Raw genomic sequence first — 22,284 nt, 5'->3', positions numbered from 1 at the left:
AGCCAGGTTGCGAAGCCTGATCATGGCAGATGTGGTGGCCGGTCGTGCGACTAATGCCTATAAGGCAACGAAGTGCAGTGACCGGCGCTTCTTACTTAACTGTCAGCACCTCGCCATTCCCATTGGGTATAAGCCGTACTGACGCCAAGGGCTTCGAACTTCTCCGCGACATACTGCAGGCAGGCTCCACCATCCGGTTTGTAGTGCCCTGAAGCGTCGTTGACCATAGCAATCACGTGATCCATGTTGTTTTCAGTCACCCTGAACTCCCCAGCACAGACAACAGGCCGTCCACTCCCCAATTGGCTATGCCTTACATAGCCGGTTCGATCACTATGTTCCCAACGTTTATAGATAATGGCGCTTTCAGGTGTATATACCCAGGTATAACTATTCCCCAGACTATTGGGTGCCAGCGCCTCACTAGTGCGTGTTTTTAATTGGTGACCGATGAGTCTGCCATCCACGACACCGACTAATTGACCGACCCCTTCGATTTTTGAAGGGTCATAGCAGCGCCAATGCATCAAGTCTCCAATAAAAGGCATCCACCTAATCGGAAAAGTCTGAGAATTAATATCGACAGGCTTGTAATCGGAGTTCCTCCAATTAGAAAAATTGACATGTCCGGACCATACTTGCTGTTGATGCTCAGAGGCGTTCCGCAACCACTGATCAACGTGTTTGAATGATGTATTAGTGTAAATGTCATTGGCGGTGATAAGCACGGAATCAAGCTTCCAGTCATCGGAGGCCAGTGGGTGAGACCTGGGCGCGCGGAATGTCCATATACTCAGGACTGCTCCGGCAGTGGTGACCTGCTGTGGATGCTGTACAAATGCGATGTTATCAATTTCTGCGAGAGAGATATAAGGACGACCGAACATTCTCTCGATATCAATACCTACCGTAATGACTTGCCCGACCCTCGGCGCATCGCAAAAAAACTGCGTATGGCCTTGGTGCCCCATGGACACATAAATTGAGTCGTCGGTACCCGCCCAGTCTTGGTTGTCAATAACAGCTGTGATCGTCAGCGTGTCAATAATGCGATCGGCACCCAGATAGTTATCATCGTTAGAGCGAGCGGCTTGAACGTTGCTTATCGAAGTCATGGCATTCATCCAGAGCAATAGTGTTTATTGAGGGCCGCACAACTATGAAATATTATTATCGGGTCCGCACTCAGCAAAACCTATTGGCGTGTGTAAAACAACACCTCATAGCCTGTAGGGCATTTTGGCAACTGATCCGCTCCAATGAAGTACCTCTGAGTCTGTTTTGTTTTATCTACGTTTCCTACAGTGCCGCCACTTGGAACCGTGGGAGGACTGAGCATGAGCACAGCAACAATCGGGCAGGCCTATAACTATAAAGTCGTCCGCCAATTTGTTATCGCCACTATCGTCTGGGGTGTGGTGGGCATGGCCATGGGCGTGTGGATCGCCTCGCAACTGGTGTGGCCGGAAATGAACCTGGATCTGCCCTGGACCACCTTTGGCCGTTTGCGGCCCTTGCACACCAGCTTGGTGATCTTTGGTTTTGCCGGCAGCGCGCAGTTTGCCGCCAGCTATTACGCGGTGCAGCGCACCTGCCAGGTGCGGCTGTTTTCTGATGGCCTTGCGGCGTTCACCTTCTGGGGCTGGCAATCGGTGATCGTGATCATGCTGATCAGCTTGCCGCTGGGCTACACCACCACCAAGGAATACGCCGAGATCGAGTTCTCCGGCGCGGTGTGGATGGCTGTGGTTTGGGTGGCCTATGCCATTGTGTTCTTCACCACCGTGGTGCGACGCAAAACCCAACATATTTACGTGGGCAACTGGTTTTTCGGCGCCTTTATCCTGGTGATCGCCATGTTGCACGTGGTCAACCACCTGGCGATCCCGGTGGATTGGTTCAAGTCGTACCCGGTGTATTCCGGGGCCACCGAAGCGATGGTGCAGTGGTGGTACGGGCACAACGCCGTAGGGTTTTTCCTGACCACCGGTTTTTTGGGGATGATGTATTACTTCGTGCCGAAACAAGTCGGACGCCCGGTGTACTCCTATCGTCTTTCCATCGTGCACTTCTGGGCTTTGATCACCCTGTACATCTGGGCCGGCCCGCATCACCTGCACTACACCGCCCTGCCGGATTGGGCGCAGTCATTGGGCATGGCCATGTCGTTGATTCTGCTGGCGCCGAGCTGGGGCGGGATGATCAACGGCATGATGACCTTGTCCGGCGCCTGGCATAAATTGCGCACCGACCCGATCCTGCGGTTTCTGGTGCTGTCCCTGGCGTTCTACGGCATGTCGACGTTCGAGGGGCCGATGATGGCGATCAAGACCGTCAACGCCCTGTCCCATTACACCGACTGGACCATCGGTCACGTACACGCCGGGGCCCTGGGATGGGTGGCGATGATCACCTTTGGCTCGCTGTACCACATGATCCCCAAAGTGTTCGGGCGCGAGCAGATGCACAGTGTGCCGCTGATCAACCTGCACTTCTGGCTCGCGACTATCGGCACCGTGCTGTACATCGCGTCGATGTGGGTCAACGGCATCACCCAAGGCCTGATGTGGCGGGCGATCAACGATGACGGCACCCTCACCTATTCCTTTGTCGAAGCCTTGCAGGCCAGCCATCCGGGGTTTGTGGTGCGGTTTGCCGGGGGCGTGTTCTTTCTTACGGGGATGGCGCTGATGGCCTACAACACTTGGCGCACGGTGCGAGTCGCGGACGTGAAAATGGCGCAGCTTGAAGCGCGGATCGCCTGAGATGTGGGGCCTGCTGATGGTGGTGTGCCTGTACGGCGCGGTGGAGTATTGCCTGCGCGGCCAGTCGGACAAAAGCCTGGACGAGGCCAGCCTGATGCCCTTTGCCGACGACCCGGACGTGGCCCAGCGCGTGGAGCAGGCGACCGGCAAACGGATTAACGCGGTGGCGCCGGAGGAAGCGAAGCCGGGGTGGATCAACCTGGACATGTGAAACTGCACCGGTCATTTCGCGGCCAACTGCGTATGACTAATCCCCGGCCGATGGGTAAGGTGAAGCGACTTTCGTTGTCAGGAGCATCGCATGCGCACCATCGGCCTTATCGGCGGCATGAGCTGGGAGTCCAGCGCCGAGTATTACCGCATCATCAACCAGCGCGTGCGCGACCAGCTCGGCCCGCTGCGCTCGGCGCAACTGTTGATGTACAGCGTGGACTTCGGTCCGGTGGAACAGGCCCAGCACGCCGGCCGTTGGGATGACACCGCGCTGATCCTCGAAGACGCCGCGCGCCGTCTGCAAGCCGGTGGCGCCGAGTGTGTGGTGCTGTGTACCAACACCATGCATTTGGTAGCGCCACGCATTGAAGCGGCGGTGTCGATTCCGTTCCTGCACATCGCCGATGCTGCAGGTGCAGCGGCCGTGGAAGCCGGCACGTTGACCGTGGGCCTGCTCGGCACCGCGTTTACCATGGAGCAGGATTTCCTCAAGTCGCGCCTGGCGGCCCAGGGCCTGACCGTGCTGGTGCCCGAGGCGGACGAGCGACAGGCCGTGCACCGAATCATCTATGAGGAGTTGTGTGTCGGCGTGATCAGCGATGCGTCACGCAAGGTCTACCAAGCGGTGATCGAGTCCCTGGCCGCACGCGGCGCCCAGGCGATCATCCTCGGTTGCACGGAAATCAGCCTGTTGATCAAGCCCGAGCACAGCGACCTGCCGCTGCTGGACACCACCGAGCTGCATGCGCAGGCTGCGGTGGCGTTTGCCCTGGGCTAAGCCGACTGGTGCAGGCGCGCCATGCTGACGGTGTCGACAAACTGGCCGTCACGCAGGGCGTAATCACGCAATACGCCTTCGACCTCAAAGCCGAACTTGCGGTACAGCCTCTGTGCCGCTTCGTTGTCGGCGTACACTGTGAGTTCCACCCGACGCAGGTTCATCCAATTGTCCGCCACGTCCAGCGCGGCCGTCAGCAGGCGCGAACCAACCCCTTTGCCCTGCCACGCCGTCGCCACGCCCATGCCGAATGAACCGACATGGGCCTGGCGGACCCGCAGGTATTGTTCCAGGCCAAGCTGGCCGATCACTTCACCACCGTGCAAGGCCACCAGCTGCAGGCGCCGCTCGTTGTCCTGGACCAGTTTATTACGCCACGCCTCGACCGACTGGAAAGGCATTTGCAGCACCTGACGGCAAACGGCCGGTTCGTTATAGAGCGCAGCGACGCCTTCAAGGTGGGCCTCGGTGAAGCGCTGGATCACGATGTGGGGTTCAGGTGTGTGCATTGTGTTTCATCCTTTGAAAGACAAGTGGCCGGCCAGTGTAGAGGCGCTGTGGGCCCGATGGCTAGGGTGCTGGCATGGTCGTCCACAACGCTGGCCAATCACCGTAACCGACGCCGGTGCAACGCGGCATTCTGTGGAACTCGCTGAGCTGGAAACGCTTGCCATCGAACACCCAGGAAGCACCACCGCCGCAATCACCGATCCCACGCTGCTTGTAGAAATAACTCAGGGTCCCAGATGCTTCGTCATACCCGACCGAGCCTTGCAGCGCGGCGTCTTCCAGGGGCAGCGGTTGCAGGTCCATTGGCGTTTCCTTGTAAGGCGCCTGGCGCTCACGGCTGCTGACGTCGAACTCGCAGTTATAGGCCGCACAGTCATAACGCGTCACCGTCATGGCCTGTTGCGCTGTCAGCGCGCCAACTTTTGCCTCGGGCTCGCCTTCCTCAGGCTTCACGGCCTGCAAGGCAGCAGCCACCAGGCCAGCCTGCTCCTGGGCAGTCAGCGGCGGCGCCACTGCAAACTTGCGCAGCACCGGCGCCGGCACGCGTGCCGCAACCTCACTGGCGGCGCCCTTTCCGGGCCGTGCCAGAGCCGTCACGTTGTCCACACGGCCCTGCACGGCATCCATCAACAGCAACGAAGCACTCAGTCCGCTGAGCGACACATGTGCCGCCTCATCGCCCGGTAACTGCAAACGCTGGCCATTGCGCAAGCGTTGCAACCAGCGCCGCGCGGCCGCCTCCTCGATCACCCCGAAGGACTGCACCTCGGGGTCGCCGCCCTGGTCATCCAGCTCGACGTGCAAGTCCTGCGTCAGTTCCAGGCCCAGCGGCTTGCCATCCAGCAGTAAATCAGACAGGTCCACCTCCTCGCCTCGATGGTCAAAACGCAAACGCAGATAGCCTTGAGGACCGGCCTGGTGCCAGAGGTGCAAGGTCAGCGAGCTGTAATCCTCTTCATCGACGCCACTCGGCGCACTGAGGGCGTGGCAATTGCGCAAGTTGTCGCAACCGATGACCCACTGCTTGATCTCCCGCAGCAGCGGGACCGTTTCGGTAGGGGGTTGAGCGAAGGCTGGGGCGGTGGCGCCTGTCAGAAACAGAGCCAGGAGTGCGGGGCGCAGCATAGGGACTCTCCGTGTCGAAAAGGCGCGGATTGTCCCATGCCTGGGGTTTTACGTCAGCGCCGTGTTGCCACGCGCCACACCCGCGCAATATCCGCCGCCCGCTCCTGCAATAAACGCGGTGCCTCGCTGCACGCCTGTTCCAGGCTCATCGGGCCGCAAGGCAAGGCAAAGGCGGCGTCTACGCCGTGGGCGTACATCTGTTCGTAGCCATCACCCAAGGTGCCGGCAATCACGATCACCGGTACGTTGTGTTGTTGGGCAATGCGTGCCACGCCGAACGGGGTTTTTCCGCGCAGGGTCTGGGCGTCGAAGCGGCCTTCGCCGGTGATCACCAGGTCGGCGCCACGTACCGCTTCGTCCAGGCCGACCAGCTCAGCCACCACCTCGACACCCGCGCGGAACTGCGCGCCCAGGAAGGCCTTGGCGGCGAAGCCCAGACCACCCGCAGCGCCACTGCCAGGTTCGTCGCGTACATCGTTGGGCAGGACCTTGGCGCAGTGGTCGGCGAAGTGGCCGAGTGCAGCGTCCAGCTGTTGGACTTGCTCGGGGCTCGCGCCTTTTTGCGGGCCAAAAATCGCTGAGGCGCCGTGGGGGCCGCACAGCGGGTTGTTGACGTCGGCGGCGATTTCAAAGCGTACCTGGGCCAGGCGGGGGTCGAGGTTTTCGAGGCTGATCTGCGCCAGGCGAGCCAAGGCCAGGCCACCGGGTGGGAGTGCCTGGTGTTCGGCATCGAACAGCTGCACGCCGAGCGCCTGCATCGCCCCCGCGCCACCGTCGTTGGTGGCGCTGCCGCCAATCGCCAGGATGATGCGCTGGGCGCCGGCATCCAGGGCGGCGCGGATCAGTTCGCCGGTGCCATAGGTGGTGGTTTTGCAGGCGTCGCGCTGGCCCGTTGGGACCAGTTGCAAGCCGCTGGCTTCAGCCATTTCGATGATTGCGGTGTGGCTGTCGGCCAACCAGCCCCAATGCGCTTCAACTGCGATACCCAGCGGTCCGCGTACGGTGCGGTGACGCAACTCGCCATTACACGCTGCCAGTACCGAATCCACCGTACCTTCACCACCATCCGCCATCGGGCACTGGATCAACTGTGCATCCTGCCAGACCTGGGCCAAGCCGGCCGCGATGGACTGGGCGACGCGTTCGGCACTCAGGCTGTCCTTGAACGAGTCGGGGGCGATGATGATTTTCATGGGCTTTCTCCGATTTTTATAACGCCCATGCTGCCAGTTGCCACGGCCGATGACGCCGGTCCGATGCACAAGTACCGCGGCGCTTTGTTGTTCATTCCGACAAAGCCTGGGGCAGCAGCTGTACGCCCAGGTAGAGCGCGAGCATGCCGTCCAGGGTCAGGGGGTCGACGCCACTGAGTTCGGCAATACGTTCCATGCGGTAACGCAGGCTGTTGCGGTGAATACCCAGGGCATCGGCACAGGCCTGGCTTTGCCCGTCGTGTTCGCACCAACTGCGCAGTGTGGCTTGCAGTTGACCATTGCTGTCCTTGGCCAGCACTTTGCGCAGGGGGTTGAGCAGTTCGTCGAGCGCGTCGTCATTGCGATGGCGCCACAGCATCACGGGCAAGCGATAGCGATTGAGGGTCAACAGGCGCGACTGCGGCAGCACATCACGGCCATAGGCGAGCAAATCCCCCACACGTCGATAGCAACGGCGCAACCCCGCCAGACCATCCGCTTGCCCGCCCACGGCGACGCGCTGGATGTTCCAACCGAGGCCTTCGAGTTTTTCCAGCAAGCGCGGGTTGTCGACCGGTACTGCCGCTGGCCGACACCACAGCAGTGAGTATTGCGACGAGCTGACACACCAGCTGTCCGGATAACGCGAGGTCAGCCAGGCACTCAGGGCTTCCGCCGATTGCCCTGCGCCCAGTTCAAACAGGTACGGCGTGCGTGCCAGTTGCGGCTTGAGCCCCAGTTGCTGCGCTTCGTCCACCAGGCGCGGCGAATCGCCGGTTTCCGCCAGCAGCAAGGCCAGCAGATCATCACAACGCTGACGCCGCCATTGTTGCTCAGCCTGCTGGTGGCGATGGCTGACCAGCATCTCGGCGGTCATGCGTACCAGTTCGGCGTACGTACGCAGGCCTTCGGGTTCGCCGGTGATGCCAAGCACGCCGATCAGGCGCCCGTCGTGCAGCAACGGCAGGTTGATGCCCGGTTGCACCCCCTTGAGGTGCTTGGCGGTCTGGCCGTCGATTTCCACTACGCGACCATTGGCCAGCACCAGTTGTGCGCCTTCATGGCGGGTGTTGATGCGCTCGGGCTCGCCGCTGCCGAGAATCAGGCCCTGGCTGTCCATGACGTTGACGTTGTAGGGCAGGATCGCCATGGTCCGATCGACGATATCCTGCGCCAGGTCATGATCCAGCTCGAACATGGGGCTAAATTCCTTGAAAGCGATGGGTTGTTCATAGGCACAGCGCAAAGCCGGGTTCGGTGTGCGCAAGCACAAAGACAGCAGCCTGCCAGGTGGCCGAGACTCAGTGGGCGATCAACGTTACCCTCGCATCGCGAAAAATCATAATAAAGAGAGACTGCCATGTCACAGAGCGCCACGACCCCACTGGCCACCGATGACGATAAAAACGCCATCTACAAGCGCATTACCCTGCGCCTGATCCCCTTCATTTTCATCTGCTATCTGTTCAATTACCTCGACCGGGTAAACGTTGGCTTTGCCAAGTTGCAGATGCTCGATGCGTTGAAATTCAGCGAAACCGTGTACGGCCTCGGTGCCGGGATCTTCTTCATCGGCTACGTGCTGTGTGGCGTACCGAGCAACCTGGCGCTGACCAAGTTCGGTCCACGGCGCTGGATTGCGTTGATGATGATCGTCTGGGGCACGCTGTCCACCTGCCTTCTGTTCGTCACCACGCCGACACACTTCTACACCTTGCGCCTGTTCACCGGTGCCGCCGAAGCGGGCTTCTTCCCCGGCGTGGTGCTGTACCTCTCGCAGTGGTTCCCGACCTTCCGCCGTGGGCGGATCATGGCGCTGTTCATGTCGGCGATCCCGGTTTCCGGGTTGCTCGGCAGCCCGTTCTCCGGCTGGATCCTCAACCACTTCGCCGCCGGCCAAGGTGGCCTCGCGGGCTGGCAGTGGATGTTCCTGCTGCAAGGCATCCCGACCGTCGTGCTGGGCGCGCTCGCCTACTTCCTGCTCAGCGACAGCTTTGCCAACGCCAAGTGGCTCAAGCCCCACGAACGCGCAGTATTGGAAGCCGATCAGGCGACCGATCTGGCGAACAAGCCGAAGACCACCACCGATTCCCTCGCTGAGGTGTTCAAGAACCCTGCCATCTGGGCGTTCGGCCTGATCTACTTCTGCATCCAGAGCGGCGTGTACGCCATCAACTTCTGGCTGCCGTCGATCATCAAGAACCTGGGGTTCAGCGACAACCTGGTGATCGGCTGGCTGAGTGCGATCCCTTACCTGCTGGCAGCAGTCTTCATGTTGCTGGTGGGCCGCTCCGCCGACTTGCGCAAGGAGCGTCGCTGGCACTTGGTGGTGCCGATGCTGATGGGCGCTGTCGGCCTGGTGATCGCGGTGAACTTCGCGACCACACCGGCCATTGCAATCCTCGGCCTGACCATCGCCACCATGGGCGCCCTGACCGGCCTGCCGATGTTCTGGCCGGTGCCGACCGCCATGCTCAGTGCCGGCGCGGCAGCAGGTGGCCTGGCGTTGATTAACTCCATGGGCCAGATGGCCGGCTTCCTCAGCCCGTACATCGTCGGTTTTGTGAAGGATGCCACCGGGTCCACGGACGTGGCGTTGTACCTGCTGGCGGCGGTGATCGTGGCCGGTAGTGTGTTGGCGCTGCGAATGACGCGCACCCTGAAGGCTTAAAACGCTCCAGCCATCAGAGCAGACCGCCGCCGTCGATGTCGATGACGGCGCCGGTCATAAAGCCATTTTCCATGGCCAGTACATACCCCGCCGCAACCTCCTCCGCCTGCCCCACTCGCCCCACCGGCAGCGCACCGCCGGCCTTGGCAAACATCGCCAAGCGCTGATCGTCTGCAAGCCCGGCATAGGCCGGCGTATCAATCACCCCCGGACTGATCGCATTGACCCGGCGTGGCGCCAGTTCCTTGGCCAATTGCTTGACCAGCGCTTCGGTCGCAGCGTTGATACCGGTCTTGATGAATTGCCCCGCCACGGATTTACGCCCCAATTGCCCGGAGGTCAGGCTGATGCTGCCGTGCTCGCTCAAAAATGGCAGTGCCAACTGGATGGCCCGCAGTGAGCCCCACAGTTTTACGTTGAAGTTCTCCTGGGCTTCACTCAGATCGGTTTCGATCAAGGTCTTGGCGCGCACGCTTGGCCCTGAGGTGTAGACCAAGTGATCAAAGCGCCCCACCGTTTCGTAAAGGCGTTGCAGGGAAGCTGCATCAGTGACGTCAACCGGTTCGCTGCGCAGGCCGTTTTCGACGCCACTCACTAGCCGCCGCCCGGCCAACACCACCTGCGCACCCCGCGCGGCAGCAGCCTTGGCCACGGCGGCACCGATGCCGCTGCTGCCGCCGATCACGATGACGGTTTTGCCGTTGAGGGAAGAAGTCATGGGAGAGATTCCTGGTTGAGAAAGTGAGCGTTTATCTTCCCAGCTTGGCAATCCGCGAAAAATCCCGGTAAAACGACAAGATCTTTAAAGGATTTTTACAAATGAGTTCGATCCTCGATCTTGAAGTCTTCGTGCGCACCGCCGATACCGGCAGCCTGTCCGCCGCCGCCCGTGGCCTGGGCTTGACGCCGGCGGCAGCGAGCATTGCCCTCAAGCGCCTGGAAATCCGCCTGGGTATTCGCTTGCTGGCACGCTCCACGCGCAGCATGCGCCTGACCGAGGAAGGCCGGCGTTACCTCGACAGCGTGCGCGTGGCACTGGCGGCGTTATCTGAAGGCGAACAAGCGCTCAAACAGCAAAGCCAGGGCTTGAGCGGGTTGCTGCAACTGGCCGCGCCATCGGATTTCGGGCGCAATGTGGTGCTGGGCTGGCTGGATGAATTCAAGGCGGAGCACCCGAATATCCGCCTGCAATTGATGCTGAACGACAGCAATGCCGACCTGTTCCGCGAAACCGTGGACATCGCCCTGCGCTTTGGCGTGCCCCAGGACTCCAGCCTGGTTGCATTGCCGATTGCCCCAGATCACCACCGCGTCGCCTGCGCCAGCCCCGCTTACCTTGCACGCCACGGCACACCGCGCGAGCCTATGGAATTGTCCGGACACAGTACGCTGCGGTACATGCGCCAGGGCCAGGTGAGCAAGACGTGGCGGTTTCGCCAGGGTGATCAGCTACAGGAGGTGGAAGTGTCCGGTGATTTCCTCAGCAACGACGGAGAAATCGTCCGCCGTTGGGCGCTTGGCGGGCATGGTATCGCCTACAAGGCCAGGCTCGACGTGATCGGCGATATCGCCGCCGGTCGACTGGTGCCGTTGTTTGAGGATTGGCAAGGCGAGCCTGCCCCGTTCAATCTGATGTGCCCTCACCGCCTGCAGGTGTCGGAACGGGTGAAGGTGCTGCATCGATTTCTACAGGCACGTTGCCAGGCGTTGCTGAGTTCATGAAGAAACGCGCGCGGGGCTTGTCCCAGAGCGGCTGAGTCTGGTATTGCAAGGGTACATTTCGCGCCTTGAGGAGTTATCCATGATTTACCGCACATTGGGCCAGTCCGGGTTGAAGGTCAGCGCCTTGACCCTGGGCACCATGATGTTTGGCGAACAGACCAACACCGAGGACTCGCTGCGCATCATCGACAAAGCCTGGGACCAGGGCATCAATTTTATCGACACGGCGGACGTCTACACCGGCGGTCGCTCCGAGGAAATCGTCGGCGAAGCCATTGTGCGCAATCGCCAGGATTGGGTGGTGGCGTCCAAGGTCGGCATCGGCCCGGTGGACGGTTTGCCCAACCGCAGCGGCTTGAGCCGCAAGCGTATTTTCAACGCGCTGGAAGCCAGCCTGACACGCCTTGATACCGACTACCTGGATATCTACTACCTGCACCGCGAGGACCACAACACGCCGCTGGAAGTGACGGTGTCGGCGATTGGCGACCTGATCCGCCAGGGCAAGATCCGTTATTGGGGCCTGTCCAATTATCGTGGCTGGCGTATTGCCGAGGTGATTCGTGTGGCGGAGCGCCTGGGCGTCGACAAGCCGGTGATCAGCCAACCGCTTTACAACATCGTCAACCGCCAGGCCGAAGTGGAGCAGATTACCGCGGCAGCCGCCTACGGCCTCGGCGTGGTGCCTTACAGCCCACTGGCCCGCGGCGTGCTCAGCGGTAAATACGCTCCGGACGTTACCCCCGAGGCCGGCAGCCGCGCGGCGCGCCAGGACAAACGCATCCTGGAAACCGAATGGCGTGTGGAGTCGCTGCGCATCGCCCAGCAGATCCAGCAGTACACCCAAGGACGTGGCGTAGGGATTGTTGAGTTTGCGATTGCCTGGGTATTGAACAACTCGGCGGTCAGTTCGGCGATTGTCGGGCCGCGTACCGAGGCGCAGTGGGACGCTTATATCGGCGCGCTGGAGGTGAAGATCAGCGCAGAAGATGAGGCGTTTATCGATTCGCTGGTGACGCCAGGGCATTCGTCCACGCCGGGGTTCAATGATGTCGGGCATTTTGTTTCCGGTCGCGTGCCACGCGTTTAAGCGGGCTTGCCACAAGGGTGAATTTAAACTCGCTCATCGGAAAAATTCCTGAAAACGCCCCAAAAGAGCGCAACCCTCTCCCGCCAAAAGCTCCATAATCACCTCATCTTTTGTATCAACGGTTTTCGCGAGGACAGTGTGTCTAAAGGTGTTGTTTTATCGGTCTTGGCCTCGGTGCTGTTTGCCGTGATGTATTACTTCACATCATTGCTCACGCCCTTGAGCGGCCTGGAGATTTTCGGCTGGCGCATGTTGCTGACCGTGCCGTGCATGACGGTCTTCATGATCGTCAGCGGCGAATGGCGGCGGGTGTGGGAGCTGCTGCAGCTGTTGGCGGGCAAACCGCGCTTGATTGCGGGTGTGTTGTTGTCTTCCGCGTTGTTGGGCGTGCAATTGTGGCTGTTCATGTGGGCGCCGCTGAATGGGCGCAGCCTGGATGTGTCGGTGGGTTACTTCCTGTTGCCGCTGACCATGGTGCTGACCGGGCGCCTGGTGTGGGGTGAACAGCTGTCCTACCTGCAACGGATCGCCGTGTTTTTTGCCGCCCTCGGTGTACTCAACGAGTTATACCAGGCTGGTGGATTCTCTTGGGCAACGCTGGTGGTGATCATTGGTTATCCGGTTTACTTCATCGTGCGCAAATACCTCAAGACCGACCATCTGGGCGGGCTTTGGCTGGATATGGCGCTGATGTTGCCGGTGGCCTGGTGGTTTGTGCAGAGTGGCGAGCAAGGCTTTGCGGTCATGGATGCCCACCCGAAACTGTACGCACTGATCCCGATGCTGGGGCTGATCAGTGCCTCGGCGCTGGTGAGCTACATCATCGCCAGCCGCTTGCTGGCGTTCAGCCTGTTCGGGTTGCTCAGCTACGTTGAGCCGGTCCTGCTGTTAGGCGTGGCGCTGATCTTGGGTGAAGGGATCAAGGGTGGCGAATGGTTCACCTACATCCCGATCTGGCTGGCGGTGATGGTGCTGGTGTTTGAAGGCTTCAAACACTTGGTGCGCCAACGCAAGGCCTGATGCGCAGGCAATAAAAAGCCCGGCCGGGGTCGCCCTCGGCCGGGCTTTTCTACGCTTAGTCGGCGGTCAATACACCACGACGCACCTGGTCGCGTTCGATGGACTCGAACAGCGCCTTGAAGTTGCCCTCGCCAAACCCATCATCGCCCTTGCGCTGGATGAATTCGAAGAACACCGGGCCCATCAGGGTTTCCGAGAAGATCTGCAGCAGCAGGCGCTTGTCGCCTTCCACCGAAGAGCCGTCCAAGAGGATACCGCGTGCCTGCAATTGATCCACCGGCTCGCCGTGGTTCGGCAGGCGGCCTTCGAGCATTTCGTAATAGGTGTCCGGCGGTGCGGTCATGAAGCGCATGCCGATCTTCTTCAACGCGTCCCAGGTCTTGACCAGGTCGTCGGTGAGGAACGCCACGTGCTGGATGCCTTCGCCGTTGAACTGCATCAAAAATTCTTCGATCTGCCCCGCGCCCTTGGACGACTCTTCGTTCAGCGGGATGCGGATCATGCCGTCCGGCGCACTCATGGCCTTGGAGGTCAGGCCGGTGTATTCGCCCTTGATGTCGAAATAGCGCGCTTCACGGAAGTTGAACAGTTTTTCGTAGAAGTTGGCCCAGTAGGCCATGCGACCACGATAGACGTTGTGGGTCAGGTGGTCGATGACCTTGAGGTTTGCACCGACCGGGTTGCGCTCCACCCCTTCGAGGTACACGAAGTCGATGTCATAGATCGAGCTGCCTTCGCCAAAACGGTCGATCAGGTACAGCGGTGCACCGCCGATGCCCTTGATCGCCGGCAGGTTCAATTCCATGGGGCCAGTTTCGATATGGATCGGTTGGGCACCGAGTTCCAGGGCGCGGTTGTAGGCTTTTTGCGAGTCCTTGACGCGGAACGCCATGCCGCACACCGATGGGCCATGTTCGGCCGCAAAGTAGGAGGCGATGCTGTTGGGCTCGTTGTTGAGGATCAGGTTGATCTCGCCCTGGCGGTACAGGTGCACGTTCTTGGAGCGGTGGGTCGCGACTTTGGTAAAGCCCATGATCTCGAAGATCGGCTCCAGGGTGCCCGGCGTCGGCGACGCGAATTCGATGAATTCAAAGCCCATCAGGCCCATTGGGTTTTCGTATAGATCTGCCATGGTGGCACCTCATCATTCTTGTAATAGACACAGTATTAGTGGCGAGCAAGGATGAGGTTGCAGGGTGGCGCACAGGAAAGGCCTCGCACGCTGCGGGCGAGGAAGTCACCAAAGATGAGGGGGGAGCCGAGTAGCTTCATGGGGTCATCAGTCTCTGACGGCTTAGGCTTGCGTGAGCGCAAGTCCATATTCTTGTATGCGTAAATCGATTCTACACAGCGTAACCACGTTTGTCCGTACTCTTATCAAATCCCCATTGCCCTGGCGCGTGCAAGGGGTTTGTTGCACAGGTAGATGCCCAGCAGGATCAGCGCACCGCCGCTTAGCATGGAAAGGGTCAACTGTTCATCCAGCAGCAAGGCGCCACAGATCACGGCTGTCAGCGGATTCAGCGCGATGAAGACGCCGGAGCGCGTCGCGCCGATACGCCGGATGCCGTCGTAATAGCCGATATAGGCCAGCGCCGAACCCAGCACGCCGAGATATATCAGGCTCAGCCCTTGCGCGAGATGCACGCGGCCCATCGCCTCCAGCGTAAAGCGCCCCATGACCAGTGTGGTGACGGTCAGCATGAGCGTGCCCAGCAGTATCGACCACGTGACCGTCTGCAGCGGCCCCAGGCTCTGATTCAAACCACGGGAAAACAATGAGTAGATGCCCCACCCCGCGACACACCCGAAGATCAGCACATCCCCACGCCAAGTGCTGGTTGCGTCGTTAAATACCTGGGGGTTGCGACTGACGATGACCACGGCGGCCCCCGCCAGACACAGCACGATCCCTGCGATTTTGCCGACACCGAGGCGCTCCTTGAACAACCACCAGGACGCCAGGCCGATCACCGCCGGGTTCAGCGCCACGATCAATGAAGCGCGCGACGCGTTGATGAACTGCAACCCGTAGAAGAAACACAGGTTGTAGAAAAAGATGCCGAAGAAACCCAGCATCGCCAGTTGCAGTAGCTGCCGAGGGTTTGGCCGGACCAACCGGATGCGTGCCAAGCCCAGGAAGACCAGCAACGCCAGGCTGGCCAGCGCAAACCGCAGGCTGGCCGCCAGCAAAGGGTCGAGCGTCCCGCTCAGGTAGCGACCGGCCACAAAGGTGCCGCCCCAGATCATGGTGACGGCGGCCAGCTTCATATAAGTGATGCGATCTGAACTTGAATGCACGGGACAGGGCTCTGATGGCTTGAGAATGCCTGCATTCTTCTGGTAATACGGTGTCATCGTAAAATGAGTGATTGCTCATGACCCTGACTCAACTCGAAATCTTCTCACTCGTTGCCGAGCTGCAAGGCTTTACCAGCGCCGCGCACCGCCTCGGCATCAGCCAATCAGCGGTTTCCCACGCGATCAAAGGCCTGGAACAGGAACTGGGGGTGGCGCTGTTCAGGCGCCATCAGGCCCAGGTCGAACTCAGCGACATCGGCACACAGTTGCTGGGGCGTGCACGGGCGATGCTGGGGCTGGCCAACACGCTGCAACAGGAAGCGGCGGATGCGCGCGGCATGAAACGCGGGACGCTGCGAATCGGCTCATTCGGCCCCACCTCTTCGACCTACTTGCTGCCGAAGATCCTCAACCGGTTCCGCCTGGAGTATCCGGGCATTGAAGTCCACGTAGACGAAGGACCCGACAGGCAAGTCATCCAATGGCTCGACGAACGTAGGATTGATATTGGCTTTGTGGTGCTGGACCAGGAACGCTTCGACACTTTCCCACTGTTCGAGGACCAGATGGTCGCACTGCTGCCGGCCGAGCATAAGCTGGCTGCCCGTGAACACGTGAGCCTCAAGGATTTGTGCAGCGATCCTTTCGCGCTGACCGAGGCCGGCTCTACTGAATTGGTGATGCGCCTGTTCAACCAGGCGCGGCTGACCCCGAAGGTACGTTATCGCTGTTCGCAATTGCTGAGCACCCTGGAGACCGTCAGTCGGGGTGATGCGGTCAGCGTGGTGGCACAGGCCTCATTGCCGGCTGGACGCGATCCTCGGTATGTACAGCGCGCATTATCTCCCCGTGTGCTGCGCCAAGTTGGCCTCGCCGTGCTCGACCGACGCCAGTCTTCCCCTGCTGCACTCGCCTTTATTCGCATTGCCCAAGGCCTGGAGCTATAGCGGCGCATACTGGCCAAATGGCTAGGCTCGCGAGCTTATTTCAGTCGAGCCATCTATCATCGACTCAATCTGATCCCTGTAACAGGCCGTTCACCCCATGCCCCTGACCGTCAACGGCCCGCGAAAACGCGCCACTCGCTACTTGATCACCTCGCTGAGTGCTCTGCTGCCGATTGCGCTGGGGGTCGTGATCCTGCACTGGCAAGCCGAACGTACCCTGCAACAAAGCACGGCCCAGACCGCCCAGGAGGCGGTGCGCCAATTCGACCTGATGCTCGACAACACCGCACTTGCCGCCAAGGCCTTGCTGCCACTGGCGGGGCAACCCTGTGATAACGGCGCACAGCTGGCCCTGCGCGAACAAGTCACACGTCGCCCGTTTGTGCGTGCGACCACCCTGTCCTGGCAAAAAAACATCTATTGCAGCTCGTTGTTTGGCAACAACCACGAATCGCCGGTCAACCCGGATGATTACGTAGATGGCCGCTTATGGCTGATGAACGGCAACCCGGTGACACCCGATACCGCGCTGCTGGTCTACCGGTTGGTTGAGGGCGACAAGGCGGCTTTTGCGTCGATTGATGGCTACCACCTGACCAACGCCCTGCGCCTGATCAGCAGATACGCCCACCTGGTGCTGCAAGTGGGCCCCAATTGGCTCGGGGCTGATGGCAACGTGCATGACACTGCGGTGCCAGCGTTCGCAGTGGCCCACCATCACTTGGCGTCCGCACGCTATCACTACAGCGTCGACGCAGGCATGCCGGCCGGTGAAGTGTGGCGCTACATGCAGGCCCGATACCCGGCAATGTTCAGCCTGATCGTGTTTTTTGGCGTGCTGGCAGGCCTTTTGGCGCACTGGCTGCAAAAGCGCTCATCGGCGCCGACTCACGAATTGCAGCGGGCATTGGGCGCCAATGAATTCATTCCGTATTTCCAACCGGTGGTCCGAGGCGATACTCGCGAGTGGGCGGGATGTGAAGTGCTGATGCGCTGGCAACACCCTAAAGAAGGCCTGGTACGCCCTGACCTGTTTATCCCCCTGGCCGAGCATTCGGGCCTGATCGTACCGATGACCCGCGCCCTGCTGCGCCAGACCGCCGCGCAACTGGCGCCCCATGCGTCGCGTTTCAGTCCGGGGTTTCATATCGGCGTGAATATCACCGCACGCCATTGCCAGGATTTGGCCTTGGTGGATGACTGCCGTGAGTTTCTGGCCGCCTTTCCCGTGGGCCAGGTGACGTTGGTGCTGGAGTTGACCGAGCGCGAGCTGATCGTGCCCACTGACATTACCCGCCAGCTGTTCGACGCCCTGCATCAACTGGGGGTAATGATCGCTATTGATGACTTCGGCACCGGCCACTCCAGCCTGGGCTATTTACGTAACTTCAATGTCGACTACTTGAAGATCGACCAGAGTTTTGTCGCCATGATCGGTGCAGATGCACTCTCGCGGCATATTCTCGACAGCATCATTGAACTGTCCGGCAAACTCGATTTGGGCATTGTTGCAGAAGGTGTGGAAACGCCTGAACAGTCCGATTACCTGGCGGCTCAAGGCGTGGATTTCCTGCAGGGTTACCTGTTTGGAAAGCCTTTGCCGTGCGATGAATTTATTAAATCACTGGCCAGCCATTGAATAGCCATGCACTACCTGCTCTGAAATAATGTTATTTAGACAAAAGACATGATTTACTCGTAGCAAATTAACTACTACAATTTTTCCAGCCTGTGCAGAACTCGCGGGACGGCTTCTTTCTTGAGTCGCCTTAAAGCGCTTGGCTTATAGCTTTGTCTGCAGTTGATATCAGCCAAACACACTATTGGAGTACCTATTTTGTCCAGACTCGCCGAATTTCGCGCAGCCGAAAAAGCCCTTCAAGAGCAGCTTGCCCAGCTGGAATCCCTGAAGAACGACGCCGGCCTGAAGAAAGAAATCGAATTCGAAGAAAAGCTCCAGGGCCTGATGAAGACCTACGGCAAAGGCCTGCGCGACATCATTTCCATCCTTGATCCAAACCCGGGCAAGTCCAGTGCTGCTGCCGTCAGCGCACCAAAACAGCGCCGCGCACGCGTAGTCAAGGTTTACCAGAACCCGCACACTGGTGAGCTGATCGAAACCAAAGGTGGCAACCACCGCGGCCTCAAGGCCTGGAAAGAACAGTACGGTGCAGCCACTGTAGATTCCTGGCTTCGCGGCTGATTGCACGGCACTAACAAAGAGCCCCGCTTATGCGGGGCTTTTTTAATTCTGCGGTTCGAAAGCGAACTTAAATAACGTTTCATTATGTTCAGAATCGACAGGCATTACACACTTAAAGTTTCAGGCTATCGCGCACCGAACTGACCTCATCCTTGCTTGCTTCGTACGCCTCGGCCTGCCCTGCGTATGAAAAAACATAGGCCTTATCGGCATCAACCGCGCCCACCAATGTTTGCGAAAGCACGTGACGTCCATTTTCGGTTATCACACAAGTAGTTTCCAACGCTTCAAGACGGCTCAATGTTGTAGGGTGCATCTTGCTGCACACACTTTGATAACCGCCCTGGGCAAAATCTTTCTGGATGGACTTGCGCATCTCCAGCAATACACCTTGAAGATTAACCTTATGCCCCGCTTCAATCGGTGTACCGGTCAACTCCATTACCATCAAGGTCGTGCCATTTTCATCATTCTTGATTGCACGCTGGCGCGACACCGCCTGGGGTTTAACAGGTGCTTCATCATCCGCTACCACCTCTTCAACCTGCCAGCCACTGGGCCAGTGAATTTCGGGGTCCGCCGCCAGTACGCAGGAACTGCCGACCAACAAACACACAGCGCTCAACAGCGGTTTACGAAATGCGATCATTGCAAAAAATACCCAAGGTTCAAGCGTCAAAGTTTGAGCCCCGGCGCCCCTGTGTCGCAAGGCCTGCATGGGCTTTTTCATTTGGCGCCTGGGGCGAGCCTTGCGTATCATGGACCGGCTGCACGGATGCCAGCCGCAAGCCAAGGAACCGCTCACATTTCAGAGCTGCGTTTGCCCCATTTTTTCTGGAGGGCCCATGAGCCTGCACGAACTGAACAATTTCCCGGGCGTTACCGCCCAACCGGACACCGCCACCACGAACTTCGTGTTCAACCACACGATGCTGCGGGTCAAGGACATCACCAAGTCGCTGGACTTCTACACCCGCGTCCTGGGTTTTTCCCTGGTTGAAAAGCGCGACTTCCCGGAAGCCGAATTCAGCCTGTACTTCCTGGCCCTGGTGGACAAATCCCAGATCCCGGCCGACGCCGCCGAGCGCACCCAGTGGATGAAGTCGATCCCAGGCATCCTGGAGCTGACCCACAACCACGGCACCGAAAACGATGCCGACTTTGCCTACCACAACGGTAATACCGACCCACGCGGTTTTGGCCATATCTGCATCTCGGTGCCGGATATCGTCGCTGCCTGCGAACGTTTCGAAGCCCTGGGCTGCGACTTCCAGAAGCGTCTGAGCGATGGCCGCATGAAGAGCCTGGCCTTCATCAAGGACCCGGACGCTTACTGGGTCGAGATTATCCAGCCTGCACCGCTGTAACGAAAAAACCCCATGATCACTCATGGGGTTTTTCATTTCCGTCTGCGGATTTACGCCGGGGCGGAAGTCCGGATCAAGTGATCGAAAGCACTCAGCGAAGCCTTGGCGCCCTCGCCCACTGCAATCACGATCTGCTTGTACGGCACCGTCGTCACGTCGCCGGCGGCGAATACGCCCGGCAGTGAAGTCTCACCCCGCGCATCGACGATAATCTCGCCGCGCGGCGTCAGTTCCACGGTGCCTTTGAGCCAATCTGTGTTGGGCAGCAAACCGATCTGTACAAAGATCCCTTCCAGATCGATGGTCTTGAACTCGCCGCTGTCGCGATCCTTATACGCCAGGCCGGTGACTTTCTGGCCATCGCCTTTCACTTCGCTAGTCAACGCACTGGTGATCACGTCAACGTTCGGCAGGCTGTAGAGCTTGCGTTGCAGCACGGCGTCGGCGCGCAATTTGCTGTCGAACTCAAGCAAGGTCACGTGGCTGACGATACCGGCCAGGTCGATGGCCGCCTCAACGCCGGAGTTACCACCGCCGATCACCGCCACACGCTTGCCCTTGAACAGCGGACCGTCGCAGTGTGGGCAGAAGCACACGCCTTTAGCCTTGTATTCCTGCTCGCCCGGCACACCCATTTCGCGCCAGCGGGCGCCGGTGGCCAGGATCACGGTCTTGGACTTCAGGGTCGCACCGCTTTCAAAACGAATTTCGTGCAGGTCGCCGGCGTTTTTCGCAGGCACCAGGCTGCTGGCGCGCTGCAGGTTCATGATGTCCACGTCGTATTGACGCACGTGGGCTTCCAGTGCGCTGGCCAGTTTCGGCCCTTCGGTCTCTTGTACCGAGATGAAGTTCTCGATGGACATGGTGTCCAGCACTTGGCCGCCAAAACGCTCGGCAGCAACGCCGGTACGGATGCCTTTACGTGCAGCGTAGATCGCGGCCGCAGAACCGGCTGGGCCGCCGCCGACGACAAGTACATCAAAGGCGTCTTTGGCGCTGATTTTCTCGGCGGCTTTTTCAATGCCACTGGTGTCGAGCTTGGCAAGAATCTCTTCCAGGCCCATGCGGCCCTGACCGAAGTTCACACCGTTCAAGTAAACACTCGGTACCGCCATGATCTGGCGCTCGTCGACTTCAGCCTGGAACAGCGCGCCGTCGATGGCGACGTGTCGGATGTTCGGGTTGAGCACGGCCATCAGGTTCAATGCCTGGACCACGTCCGGGCAGTTCTGGCAGGACAGCGAGAAGTAAGTCTCGAAGCTGAACTCGCCTTTGAGGGCGCGGATCTGTTCAATGACTTCGACACTGGCCTTCGACGGGTGGCCACCGACTTGCAGCAGGGCCAGCACCAACGAAGTGAATTCATGGCCCATCGGGATGCCAGCGAAACGCAGGCTGATCTCGGCACCTGGGCGGTTGATGGAGAACGACGGCTTGCGCGCATCATCACCATCGGTTTTCAGGGTAATCAGCGTCGTGAGGCTGACCACATCCTGCAAAAGGGCAAGCATTTCCTGGGATTTCGCACCGTCGTCGAGGGAGGCGACGATCTCGATCGGCTGGGTGACCCGTTCCAGGTATGACTTCAACTGAGCTTTAAGATTGGCGTCCAACATACGGGCGATTTCCTATAAATTTCGGTTTATTGCAGACAAAAAAACGCCCGAGCGAATCTCGCCCGGGCGTTTTGGGGGCGGATGCAGCTTACTTCAGTGCGGAATACCGCCCTTGAGACTTCACAGACTTAGATCTTGCCGACCAGGTCCAGGGACGGAGCCAAGGTCGCTTCGCCTTCTTTCCACTTGGCTGGGCACACTTCGCCTGGGTGGGCAGCGACGTATTGAGCGGCCTTGATTTTGCGCAGCAGCTCGGAAGCGTCACGGCCAACACCGCCGTCGTTCAGTTCAACGATCTTGATCTGACCTTCTGGGTTGATCACGAAAGTACCGCGGTCTGCCAGGCCAGCTTCTTCGATCAGTACGTCGAAGTTGCGGGAGATGGTCAGGGTTGGATCGCCGATCATGGTGTACTGGATCTTGCCGATGGCTGGCGAAGTGTTGTGCCAGGCAGCGTGGGCGAAGTGGGTGTCGGTGGAAACGCTGTAGATCTCGACGCCCAGCTTCTGGAATTCGGCGTAGTTGTCAGCCAGATCTTCCAGCTCGGTTGGGCAAACGAAGGTGAAGTCGGCTGGGTAGAAGAACACAACGGACCACTTGCCTTTCAGGTCGGCGTCGGACACATCGACGAAGTTGCCGTTTTTGTAGGCGGTAGCTTTGAACGGTTTTACTTGGCTGTTGATGATAGGCATCGTTGACTCTCCGTCAGGTTTGTAGAAGGGCTTAGTAAGTTGATGAGATGAATCCTACCCACTCTCTCGGC

At 59.5% G+C, this 22,284-nt stretch carries 22 protein-coding genes; 11 read left to right on the top strand and 11 right to left on the bottom strand.

Annotated features, from left to right (window positions below; genetic code table 11):
* Positions 1–95: 95 nt before the first annotated feature.
* Entirely contained in the window at positions 96–1,115 is a 1,020-nt protein-coding gene (locus ACP7EW_RS22980) for a hypothetical protein (RefSeq protein ID WP_426219960.1), read from the bottom strand.
* A 222-nt stretch (positions 1,116–1,337) separates the two neighbouring features.
* Between ACP7EW_RS22980 and ccoN the strand changes: the two genes are divergently transcribed.
* The 3 genes from ccoN to ACP7EW_RS22965 all read left to right on the top strand — a co-directional run bounded on the left by ccoN (position 1,338) and on the right by ACP7EW_RS22965 (position 3,756).
* A complete protein-coding gene (gene ccoN / locus ACP7EW_RS22975; RefSeq protein WP_426219957.1) occupies positions 1,338–2,765 on the top strand; it encodes a cytochrome-c oxidase, cbb3-type subunit I in 1,428 nt (475 codons plus the stop codon).
* Between the two features lies 1 nt (position 2,766).
* On the top strand, positions 2,767–2,976 hold the full coding sequence (locus ACP7EW_RS22970) for a cbb3-type cytochrome c oxidase subunit 3 (protein WP_426220305.1): 210 nt from the start codon (positions 2,767–2,769) through the stop codon (positions 2,974–2,976).
* Positions 2,977–3,066: 90 nt separating this feature from the next.
* Entirely contained in the window at positions 3,067–3,756 is a 690-nt protein-coding gene (locus tag ACP7EW_RS22965) for an aspartate/glutamate racemase family protein (RefSeq protein ID WP_033902917.1), read from the top strand.
* Here ACP7EW_RS22965 and ACP7EW_RS22960 read toward each other — a convergent pair.
* From ACP7EW_RS22960 to ACP7EW_RS22945, 4 genes are all read right to left on the bottom strand, one after another.
* On the bottom strand, positions 3,753–4,265 hold the full coding sequence (locus ACP7EW_RS22960) for a GNAT family N-acetyltransferase (RefSeq protein ID WP_426219955.1): 513 nt from the start codon (positions 4,263–4,265) through the stop codon (positions 3,753–3,755). The two genes, ACP7EW_RS22965 and ACP7EW_RS22960, sit on opposite strands and share 4 nt — an antisense overlap.
* Positions 4,266–4,326: 61 nt before the next feature.
* Complete coding sequence (locus ACP7EW_RS22955) at positions 4,327–5,391, bottom strand: DUF1176 domain-containing protein (RefSeq protein ID WP_426219953.1); 1,065 nt, start codon at positions 5,389–5,391, stop codon at positions 4,327–4,329.
* Between the two features lie 53 nt (positions 5,392–5,444).
* Complete coding sequence (locus tag ACP7EW_RS22950) at positions 5,445–6,584, bottom strand: glycerate kinase (protein ID WP_426219951.1); 1,140 nt, start codon at positions 6,582–6,584, stop codon at positions 5,445–5,447.
* Positions 6,585–6,675: 91 nt separating this feature from the next.
* Positions 6,676–7,782 carry a sugar diacid recognition domain-containing protein gene (locus ACP7EW_RS22945; RefSeq protein WP_426219949.1) on the bottom strand — a complete coding sequence of 369 codons (1,107 nt, stop codon included), beginning with the start codon at positions 7,780–7,782 and terminating at the stop codon, positions 6,676–6,678.
* A 162-nt stretch (positions 7,783–7,944) separates the two neighbouring features.
* Between ACP7EW_RS22945 and ACP7EW_RS22940 the strand changes: the two genes are divergently transcribed.
* Positions 7,945–9,255, top strand: coding sequence for an MFS transporter (locus ACP7EW_RS22940; RefSeq protein WP_016974773.1), 1,311 nt, complete (start codon positions 7,945–7,947; stop codon positions 9,253–9,255).
* 13 nt (positions 9,256–9,268) lie between these two features.
* Here ACP7EW_RS22940 and ACP7EW_RS22935 read toward each other — a convergent pair whose 3' ends face one another.
* Complete coding sequence (locus ACP7EW_RS22935; protein ID WP_426219947.1) at positions 9,269–9,973, bottom strand: SDR family oxidoreductase; 705 nt, start codon at positions 9,971–9,973, stop codon at positions 9,269–9,271.
* A gap of 101 nt (positions 9,974–10,074) precedes the next feature.
* On the opposite strand from ACP7EW_RS22935, the gene ACP7EW_RS22930 reads away from it, so the two are divergent.
* The 3 genes from ACP7EW_RS22930 (at position 10,075) to rarD (ending at position 13,087) form a co-directional block, all read left to right on the top strand.
* Entirely contained in the window at positions 10,075–10,977 is a 903-nt protein-coding gene (locus ACP7EW_RS22930; RefSeq protein WP_426219945.1) for a LysR family transcriptional regulator, read from the top strand.
* 79 nt (positions 10,978–11,056) lie between these two features.
* A complete protein-coding gene (locus tag ACP7EW_RS22925; protein ID WP_426219943.1) occupies positions 11,057–12,067 on the top strand; it encodes an aldo/keto reductase in 1,011 nt (336 codons plus the stop codon).
* A 138-nt stretch (positions 12,068–12,205) separates the two neighbouring features.
* On the top strand, positions 12,206–13,087 hold the full coding sequence (gene rarD, locus ACP7EW_RS22920) for an EamA family transporter RarD (RefSeq protein WP_426219941.1): 882 nt from the start codon (positions 12,206–12,208) through the stop codon (positions 13,085–13,087).
* A gap of 55 nt (positions 13,088–13,142) precedes the next feature.
* Here the strand turns inward: rarD and hppD are convergent, their stop codons facing one another.
* Positions 13,143–14,219, bottom strand: coding sequence for a 4-hydroxyphenylpyruvate dioxygenase (gene hppD, locus ACP7EW_RS22915; protein WP_033902925.1), 1,077 nt, complete (start codon positions 14,217–14,219; stop codon positions 13,143–13,145).
* Between the two features lie 245 nt (positions 14,220–14,464).
* Positions 14,465–15,388, bottom strand: coding sequence for a DMT family transporter (locus ACP7EW_RS22910; protein ID WP_426219939.1), 924 nt, complete (start codon positions 15,386–15,388; stop codon positions 14,465–14,467).
* A gap of 77 nt (positions 15,389–15,465) precedes the next feature.
* Here ACP7EW_RS22910 and ACP7EW_RS22905 point away from each other — a divergent pair, with 77 nt between their 5' ends.
* The 3 genes from ACP7EW_RS22905 (at position 15,466) to ACP7EW_RS22895 (ending at position 18,538) form a co-directional block, all read left to right on the top strand.
* Entirely contained in the window at positions 15,466–16,335 is an 870-nt protein-coding gene (locus ACP7EW_RS22905) for a LysR family transcriptional regulator (RefSeq protein ID WP_426219937.1), read from the top strand.
* 97 nt (positions 16,336–16,432) lie between these two features.
* Positions 16,433–17,974 (top strand): EAL domain-containing protein, encoded by a 1,542-nt coding sequence (locus ACP7EW_RS22900; RefSeq protein ID WP_426219935.1) that lies wholly within the window; start codon positions 16,433–16,435, stop codon positions 17,972–17,974.
* A 198-nt stretch (positions 17,975–18,172) separates the two neighbouring features.
* Positions 18,173–18,538: a histone-like nucleoid-structuring protein, MvaT/MvaU family gene (locus ACP7EW_RS22895; RefSeq protein ID WP_038850932.1), complete on the top strand. Its 366-nt coding sequence runs from the start codon at positions 18,173–18,175 to the stop codon at positions 18,536–18,538.
* 112 nt (positions 18,539–18,650) lie between these two features.
* On the opposite strand, the gene ACP7EW_RS22890 is transcribed toward ACP7EW_RS22895, so the two are convergent.
* On the bottom strand, positions 18,651–19,187 hold the full coding sequence (locus ACP7EW_RS22890) for a DUF4946 domain-containing protein (protein ID WP_426220303.1): 537 nt from the start codon (positions 19,185–19,187) through the stop codon (positions 18,651–18,653).
* Between the two features lie 196 nt (positions 19,188–19,383).
* On the opposite strand from ACP7EW_RS22890, the gene gloA reads away from it, so the two are divergent.
* Positions 19,384–19,905 carry a lactoylglutathione lyase gene (gene gloA / locus ACP7EW_RS22885; RefSeq protein WP_426219932.1) on the top strand — a complete coding sequence of 174 codons (522 nt, stop codon included), beginning with the start codon at positions 19,384–19,386 and terminating at the stop codon, positions 19,903–19,905.
* A gap of 50 nt (positions 19,906–19,955) precedes the next feature.
* Here gloA and ahpF read toward each other — a convergent pair whose 3' ends face one another.
* Together ahpF and ahpC are read right to left on the bottom strand one after the other, a co-directional pair.
* Positions 19,956–21,521, bottom strand: a complete 1,566-nt coding sequence (gene ahpF, locus ACP7EW_RS22880) for an alkyl hydroperoxide reductase subunit F (protein ID WP_028616213.1) — start codon at positions 21,519–21,521, stop codon at positions 19,956–19,958.
* A 128-nt stretch (positions 21,522–21,649) separates the two neighbouring features.
* Entirely contained in the window at positions 21,650–22,213 is a 564-nt protein-coding gene (ahpC, locus tag ACP7EW_RS22875) for an alkyl hydroperoxide reductase subunit C (protein ID WP_010210361.1), read from the bottom strand.
* Positions 22,214–22,284: the final 71 nt, after the last annotated feature.

The organism is Pseudomonas sp. DWRC2-2 (genome assembly GCF_049897885.1).
In the GTDB taxonomy this organism is placed as follows: domain Bacteria; phylum Pseudomonadota; class Gammaproteobacteria; order Pseudomonadales; family Pseudomonadaceae; genus Aquipseudomonas; species Aquipseudomonas azotoformans_A.
Note: the sequence above shows the minus strand (reverse complement) of the source record. Positions and strands in the feature narration are given on the sequence as shown.